We start from the raw sequence: 7,770 nt of genomic DNA, 5'->3' as shown, positions 1-7,770 counted from the left end.
ACCACCCGGCGCGGAGGCCGCGCCCGGCATGCTCGCGCCGCCGCTTTCGCCGCCGCTGCTGCCAGCCGCGCCGCTGCTCGGCGCAGCCGACGGCGCGGCCGACATGCCGCCCGTGGCGCTCGTGTCCGAGCTCGCGCCGCCGCTTTCGCTATCGCTCTTCTTCTGGCAACCCGCGCCTGCCGCCAGGCCCGCAATCAGGATGCCGGCGAAGACGGCTCGCGATACATGACGAAATGAATATCGCTGCATGACACCTCCGCTGATGTCGATGTGGATGGAGCCCGCAGGCGAGCAATTCGCGTGCCGCGCCGCCGCAGCAGCCACCCGAATTCCATTCATTTTTCAAATGACGCCTAACCGAATATTTAATTTCCCATCACCGTTTCGGCCTTCCATACTCGCGAACAAATCCGAGACATAACGTCCACGGCGGCCGGGCCGGCGCAGCGTGTCCACGCTGCCGGTTTCGCGCCCCGCACATGGAAGGAGACAACGGCGTGCAACTGGAAGCCACCCACCGCCCGGGCCTCGTGCTCGGCGCGGACGACGCATCGCATCGAACCGATTCGGCCGCGCGCGACGCCGCGCTGAGCCCGCGGCTGCACAACTCCGACCTCGCGCCGACCAAGGCCGAGGGCCGGACGTGGGGCCGCTACAGCATCTTTGCGCTGTGGACCAACGACGTACACAACATCGCGAACTACTCGTTCGCCATCGGGCTGTTCGCGCTCGGCCTGTCGGGCTGGCAGATGCTCGCGTCGCTCGCGATCGGCGCGGTGCTCGTGTACTGCTTCATGAACCTCACCGGCTACATGGGCCAGAAGACCGGCGTGCCGTTCCCGGTGATCAGCCGGATGAGCTTCGGCATCTACGGCGCGCTGCTGCCCGCGATGATCCGCGCGGTGATCGCGATCGCCTGGTTCGGTATCCAGACCTATCTCGCGTCGGTCGTGCTGCGCGTGCTGCTCACCGCGATCTGGCCGGGCCTCGCCGCATTCGACCAGAACGCGATCTTCGGGCTGTCGACGCTCGGCTGGGTCACGTTCGTCGCGATCTGGCTCGTGCAGATCGGCATCCTCACGTACGGGATGGAAATGGTCCGCAAGTACGAGGGGCTGGCCGGCCCGGTGATCCTCGTCACGACGCTGTCGCTCGCCGCGTGGATGTATAGCCGCACGGGCGGCCATCTCGCGATGTCGATCGGCAAGCCGCCGACCGGCTTCAAGATGTGGACGGAAATCTTTGCGGGCGGCTCGCTGTGGCTCGCGATCTACGGCACGCTGGTGCTCAACTTCTGCGATTTCGCGCGCTCGTCGCCGAGCGCGAAGACGGTGCGCGTGGGCAACTTCTGGGGCCTGCCGGTCAACATCCTCGTGTTCGCGACGATCAGCTTCGTGCTCGCCGGCGCGCAGTTCAAGCTGAACGGCCACATCATCCACAGCCCGACGGAAATCATCGCGACGGTGCCGAACAAGCTGTTCCTCGTGCTCGGCTGCCTCGCGTTCCTGATCGTGACGGTCGCCGTGAACATCATGGCGAACTTCGTCGCACCGGCCTTCGTGCTGACGAGCCTCGCGCCGCACCGCCTGTCGTTCCGCCGCGCGGGCCTGATCAGCGCGACGGTCGCCGTGCTGATCCTGCCGTGGAACCTGTACAACAGCCCGATCGTGATCGTCTACTTCCTGTCCGGCCTCGGCGCGCTGCTCGGCCCGCTGTACGGGATCATCACGGTCGACTACTGGCTCGTGCGCAAGCAGCGCGTGAACGTGCCCGACCTCTATACCGAAGCGCCGACCGGTGCCTATTTCTACACGCGCGGCGTGAACCGCAAGGCGCTCGCAGCGCTCGTGCCGTCCGCGCTGATCTCGATCACGCTCGCCGTCGTGCCGGCCTTCAGCGCGATGACGCCGTTCTCGTGGCTGCTCGGCGCGGCCATCGCGGGCAGCGTGTACTGGCTGCTGGCCGATCGCAATCGGCATTACGAGGAGCGCTCGGGCGAACATATCGCAGTCGCCTGCGCCCAACACTGAAACACATGCATACGGAGTCGCAATGAGGATCCTGGTAGTCAACGTCAACACAACCGAGTCGATCACCGACGCGATCGCCGCGCAGGCGCAGGCCGCCGCGTCGCCGGGCACGGAGATCGTCGGGCTGACGCCGCGCTTCGGCGCGGAATCGGTCGAAGGCAACTTCGAGAGCTACCTCGCGGCCATCGCCGTGATGGATCGCGTGCTGAGCTACGACGAGCCGTACGACGCGGTAATCCAGGCCGGCTACGGCGAACACGGCCGCGAAGGCCTGCAGGAACTGCTGACGGTGCCCGTCGTCGACATCACCGAAGCGGCCGCGAGCATCGCGATGCTGCTCGGCCATCGCTACTCGGTCGTCACGACACTCGACCGCACGGTGCCGCTGATCGAGGATCGCCTGAAGCTCGCCGGGCTCGATGCGCGCTGCGCGTCGGTGCGCGCAAGCGGCCTCGCGGTGCTCGAGCTCGAAGAGAATCCGGCCCGCGCGATCGAGTCGATCGTCGGCGAAGCGCAGCGCGCGGTGAAGGACGATCACGCGGAAGTGATCTGCCTCGGCTGCGGCGGGATGGCCGGCCTCGACCGGCAGATCGAGGAATGCACGGGCGTGCCGGTCGTCGATGGCGTATCGGCCGCGGTCGCGCTCGCCGAGTCGCTGGTACGCCTGAAGCTGAAAACGTCGAAGGTCCGCACGTATGCGCCGCCGCGCCCGAAGCGGATCGTCGGCTGGCCGGGCACCTTCGCCAAATGACCGGCCGCGCGAACGCGTAGCGACATGCGGCACGCACCGGCACCGACCAGCCCTCCCTCCGACGCGTGCGACGCCACGGGCGCGCTCGACGTGCTGGACGCGCGGCTGATGCGCATCCTGCTCGTGCTGCTCACCGAGCGCACCGTGTCGCGCGCCGCCGTGCGGCTGAACATGTCGCAGCCCGCGACGAGCGCGGCGCTCAAGCGGCTGCGCACGCTGCTCGGCGATCCGCTGCTGGTGCGCAGCCGCTACGGGATGGTGCCGACCGAGTTCGGCGCGCGCCTGATCGAGCCGCTGCGCAACGCGCTGCGCGTGATCGACTTCATCCGCATCCAGCAGCCGACGTTCGATGCGCGCACATCGGTGCGCACCTACCGGATCGGCTGCCCCGACTACCTGAACGTGCTGTTCGTGCCGAAGCTCGTCGCGCTGTTCCGCGAACGCGCGCCGAACGCGCAGCTCGTGTTCCATCCGCTCGGCGACGGCTTCGACGACGAGCGCGCGCTCGCCGACGGCGAGCTCGACATCGTGATCGACAACCGCGCGGCGCGCCTGTCGCGATTCCGCCAGGACGACCTGTTCGACGATCGCGTCGTGTGCCTGATGCGCGCGACGCATCCGCTCGCGCGGCACGGCGCGATGACGGCGGACGCGTTCGCGCGGGCCGCGCAGCTGTGCCCCACGCCGTCATGGCTCGAAGCGTCCGGCGCGATCGACCGGCAGCTCGAACGCGTCGGCCTGCTGCGGCGGATCGTCGTCACGCTGCCGCACTTCGAACTTGCCGCGCATGCGCTCGTGCGCTCCGACCTGATCCTGACCACCACGTACCGGCTCGCGCGCCATTACGCGAAGCTGCTGCCGCTCGGCGCGGTCGCGCTGCCGGCCGAACCGCCGGACATCGTGTACCGGATGACGTGGAACGAATCGGGGTCGTGCGTCGACGGCGTGCGCTGGTTGCGCGGGTTGATCGCCGAAGCGACGCGCAGCTGGCTCGAAGCGGAGGTCGCGCAGCCAGCGGCGACGGCGTACGCGGCCGGCAACAGCGCACTACCGCCGGCAGCCGAGGCGCCCCATTCCGAGTCGCGCGTGCGCCGCCAGCCGGCATCGCAGTGCGGCGCATCGCACCGACGGCGCGTCGCGCGCGCGGCGCGCATCCATCGCCTCGCAACCAAGCCGCACTGATCGACGCAAGCGCGCCGGTCGACGATCCGGTTTTCGGTTTCCCTTCGAAATACGCTCGATATTTCACGCATTCCTCATACCAATAAATAAAAAATATCAAACCCTTTTTTGAGAAAGGCGATCAATTCTTTGACGAATATCAAACGTCATTGGATTGAAAAAAATCACTTCACGCCAATTTCCCTTTCAGAGCGTTGCGTTTCACCCCGAGCACCCCGTCATACGGCCCCGACGCGAGCCAGTCGTGCCCAGTTTCGACTCACCTGCACCGACGAGTCGAATTACGCGCTATTCCGGCGCTTAAAGATTTCTTGACACTTTTTAAGAGCAATCCAGGTGGAAGGTTCATCACCGGTGCCTTATTTTCATTTTTTGGGATAAGGGGCGCCGCCGGAATCCGGCTTTCCAGGCACGGACCACGAATGAGCAAGGTTTTCCGCTGCGGATTCGCATCGTCGTGCCGATTCCGGCCGCACGCCGACTTCCACACGATCGCTCCCGGTGCCTTGCGATGCATGCGTCGGCGGGTCGCCTGGCCCCCCTGCGCCGAGCATCCGCCGCACGTCCCGTGCGGGAACGGGGCGGCCGGATTACACATGGAACAGGAAAACGATGAATAGACCGAACACAAAGATTGCCGTCGCGCTACTCGACGATCACCCGATCGTCACGTTCGGGCTCACGCTGCGCCTGCGGGACGAACCCGACATCGCGATCGTCGGCTGCTATGCATCGGCGATGGACCTGATCGCGGCCTTCAACGCACGGACCCTGCGCATCGACGTACTCGTCACCGACTATCAGCTCCGCCCCGGCGACATCGACGGCATCAGCCTGATCAGGCTACTGAAGATCAAGATGCCCGCCGTGAAGATCGTCGTGTCGTCGGCATTCCACACGCTGTCGACAGTCATGCTCGCGATGAACGCGGGCGCACGCGGCTTCGTCGGCAAGGAGGAACCGCTCGAGCGACTCGTGACGGTCGTGCGCGAGGTCGCGCGCGGCGCGCATTGCGTCAACGCACTGCGCGACGCCGAATCGGACGTGTATCGCACCACGTCCGTGGCCACGGCGAAAAACGGGACGTCCTCTGCAAGCCAGCCACCGGAAACCCTCACGCTGCGCGAGCGCGAGGTACTGCGCTGTTTCGCGACCGGCATGTCGGTGTCCGACATTGCGGCCAAGTTCCGCCGCAGCCTCAAGACCATCAGCTCGCAAAAGCAGTCGGCCTACAGGAAACTGGGCATCCGGACCGATTTCGAGCTCTACGCGATCGCCGACGAGCTCGACTGACCGCCGATGGCCTCCTTCTTGTCCTGCGTACCGCGCCTGCGCCGTGCGATCGCGATCGTGCTGGCGTGCCTGCCGCTCTTCGGCCTGAGCCCTCCCGCACACGGCACCGCGCCCGCCTTCACGCCGGAGGAACGCGCGTGGATCGCACGCCATCCGGTCGTGCGCGTATCGTTCAATCGCGACTGGCGGCCCATCGAATATGTTCGCCACGGCCGGATGCAGGGTGTGGCGGCGGGCTACCTCGCGGCCGTCGCCGACATGACCGGCCTGCGCTTCGAACTCGCGCCGACACGCACATGGACCGACGGCCACCGAGCGCTCGTCGACGGCCGGATCGACCTGATGCCGAGCCTGTCGGCGCAGACGCTCCCGCCGTTGCTCGAAGGCCGCGTGCTGCGCACGCACGAATATTTCATCAGTTCGACCGTGCTCGTCGGACGTACGTCCGAAGTGCGCATCTTCCATCTGCAGGACCTCGACGGCCAGACCGTGTCGATCAGGCGCGGCGGCGCGAACGAGCGGATGTTGCACGCACGCTTCCCGCATATCCGGACGCTCTTGCGCGACACGACCGAGGAAACGCTGCGCGACGTGAAATCCGGCCAGGCCGATTTCGCGTTGCTGTGCGCGTGCTCGGCGCAACCGTTCCTGCACCGTCAGTACGCTGGCGAGCTACATGCGAGCGGACCGATCGCCGACCTGCCCGTGATCCTTTCGATGGGCGTGCGCCGCGACGACGCGATACTGAAATCGATTCTCGACAAGTCGCTCGATTCGATCTCGGTCGGCCAGGCCAACGCAATCGCGCGCCGCTGGGTCGAACAGACCGACTATGGTTCGCCGACGCTCAGCGCGATCGTCAGGTATCGCGCGAAAGAGGTCGCGCTGTCGGTGCTGTTCGTGCTCACGCTCGTCGCGGCGACCTTCCACGCTCACATGCAGCGTCAGCGCGCGCGGCGCAGCGAATACAACCGGTCGCGCTTCTTCGCCGTCCTGAGCCACGAGATCCGCACACCACTCAATGCGCTCATCGGTTCGTTCGAGCTGTTGCAGCAGACGACACTCTCGCGTGCACAGACCGACCTGCTGCACATCGCGGGCACCGCATCCGAAGCGCTGTCCGCGTTGCTCAACGACATCCTCGCGCTATCGCGGATCGAAGCCAACGAGATCCGCTTGTGCCGCACCGTGACCGACATCGCCAAACTCACGCGCCAGACGGCCGACGTGATGCGGATCCGCGCGCGGGAAAAGGACCTGGCACTGACCATCACGCCCGACGCGGCGTTGCCGGCTGCGCTGCTGATCGACGCCGCGCGGGTCCGGCAGATTTTGTACAACCTGATCTCGAATGCGATCCGCTTCACCGAAACCGGCGCGATCGACGTCGCGCTGTCGTTCGCGCCACCCGACGCGCCGTCGCAGCCCGGTATGCTGACGATCGCCGTGTCGGATACGGGCATCGGCATCGCACCGGCCGACCAGACCGCGATCTTCGACGCGTTCCGGCAGGTCGAATCGGGCCCGGCCAGGCGACAAGGCGGAACGGGGCTCGGGCTCACGATCTGCCAGATGCTAGCGGAACTGATGGGCGGCGCGATCGCGATACGGAGCACGCCTGGCGTCGGCTCGGTGTTTACCGTCACGCTGCCCGCCTGCAGTGTTGCCGCGGCCTCCGACGCGCCCGTGCCCGGTGACGCGCCTGCGCTGCCACGCGCAACGGGCGACGGCACGTTCGAGCCACCGCGAGAACACCGCCAACCCGTAATTCTGGTGATCGACGATCACCACACCAATCTCGCCGTTCTCGATCGCCAGATCCGCGCGACGGGATGCGTGCCGGTGCTCGCGGAAACCGGCAGGCAAGCGCTCGAATCGTTCTCGACGGCCCGCTTCGATCTCGTGTTGATGGATCTCGATCTCGGCGACATCGACGGCTTCACGCTGACCCGGCGCTTCCGCGATCTCGAAGCAGGCACCGGTACGCATACGCCGATCGTGTCGATCTCGGCCTCGTCGGAGCCCGACCATCAAGAACGCGCACTTGCATGCGGCATGGACGGCCTGCTGGACAAACCGATCCGCGCGGATGCACTCCGCACGGTCATCTCGCTGTGGTGCGACCTCGACCTGCGCCGGCAGCCGCCCGCTCCGGCATCGACCAATGACCCAACGGATCTCGCCAACACCTATACAGCGCTGCTGCAGGCGGACCTGGACACGCTGGACGCGGCACGGCAGCGGGCCGATCGCACGGCGGCGCTTGCCATCCTGCATCGGATCAGGGGCGCCGCGCTGATCATGGGCGATGCGTTCACGGCAAACGCATGCATGCGCCTGCACGCGTGCCTGGCGACCGGCGGCGCACCCGACGACGAATACCGGCGCATGTTCGCGTCGTTGCGCGAGCGGCACCTGGCAAGCGACGGCGAAGCGCAACACGCGACGAACTGAACGCTGCGCCACCACCGGCAACGCAGGCGCCTGCACACCGTCGAATCGACAAGTCGATTT

Annotated in this window: 5 protein-coding genes and 1 pseudogene; all 6 read left to right on the top strand. The window is 66.6% G+C overall.

Going from position 1 to position 7,770, the window contains the following annotated elements:
• Positions 1-229 (top strand): annotated as a pseudogene (locus BDO18943_RS30600) (hypothetical protein); the annotation flags it as partial.
• 250 nt (positions 230-479) lie between these two features.
• Positions 480-2,030 (top strand): NCS1 family nucleobase:cation symporter-1, encoded by a 1,551-nt coding sequence (locus BDO18943_RS30595; protein WP_175025220.1) that lies wholly within the window; start codon positions 480-482, stop codon positions 2,028-2,030.
• Positions 2,031-2,052: 22 nt separating this feature from the next.
• A complete protein-coding gene (locus tag BDO18943_RS30590) occupies positions 2,053-2,781 on the top strand; it encodes an aspartate/glutamate racemase family protein (RefSeq protein WP_175025219.1) in 729 nt (242 codons plus the stop codon).
• A 24-nt stretch (positions 2,782-2,805) separates the two neighbouring features.
• Positions 2,806-3,963: a LysR family transcriptional regulator gene (locus BDO18943_RS30585; protein ID WP_175025218.1), complete on the top strand. Its 1,158-nt coding sequence runs from the start codon at positions 2,806-2,808 to the stop codon at positions 3,961-3,963.
• 612 nt (positions 3,964-4,575) lie between these two features.
• Positions 4,576-5,256, top strand: a complete 681-nt coding sequence (locus BDO18943_RS30580; RefSeq protein ID WP_175025217.1) for a response regulator transcription factor — start codon at positions 4,576-4,578, stop codon at positions 5,254-5,256.
• Positions 5,257-5,262: 6 nt separating this feature from the next.
• Positions 5,263-7,710, top strand: coding sequence for an ATP-binding protein (locus tag BDO18943_RS30575; RefSeq protein ID WP_175025216.1), 2,448 nt, complete (start codon positions 5,263-5,265; stop codon positions 7,708-7,710).
• Positions 7,711-7,770 lie beyond the last annotated feature (60 nt).

Origin of the sequence: Burkholderia aenigmatica, assembly GCF_902499175.1 — a bacterium.
GTDB lineage: Bacteria > Pseudomonadota > Gammaproteobacteria > Burkholderiales > Burkholderiaceae > Burkholderia > Burkholderia aenigmatica.
This window is presented reverse-complemented; position numbering and strand designations above follow the sequence as displayed.